The sequence below is a fragment of the Pseudoduganella buxea genome (genome assembly GCF_009720835.1).
Taxonomy (GTDB): domain Bacteria; phylum Pseudomonadota; class Gammaproteobacteria; order Burkholderiales; family Burkholderiaceae_D; genus Rugamonas; species Rugamonas buxea.
This window is the reverse complement of record NZ_WNKZ01000290.1, coordinates 1-314: the sequence shown is the minus strand read 5'-3', so window position 1 is coordinate 314 and position 314 is coordinate 1. Positions and strand designations below refer to the sequence as shown.

The 314-nt window shown below is 72.3% G+C and carries 1 protein-coding gene; it reads right to left on the bottom strand.

Annotation, left to right across the window (positions count from 1 at the left end):
• On the bottom strand, window positions 1-314 hold a 314-nt coding region (locus tag GM672_RS27985; protein WP_155473717.1), incomplete at both ends, for an acyltransferase domain-containing protein.

The window sequence follows — 314 nt, the reverse complement described above, 5'->3', positions numbered from 1 at the left end:
TTGCTGCCGAGTGGAAGGCGTGCGAGACGGGCAGCTGGCGTGGCACGATGCCGTCGCCGTCGCACTGGCGCGCCAGCGCCTCGATGGCGTCCTGCGGTCCCGCCACGACGAGGGCCTCGGGGCTGTTGAAGGCCGCCACTTCCAGGCCGGCCGGCAGCTGGCCGCACAAGGCCGCCAGGCGCGGCGTGGGTCCTTGCAGCGCCAGCATGGCACCGCCGGCGGGCAAGGCTCCCATCAGTTCCGAGCGCAACAGCAGCAGGCCGAAGGCATCCTCCAGCGAGAACACGCCGGCCACGTGCGCGGCTACGTATTCG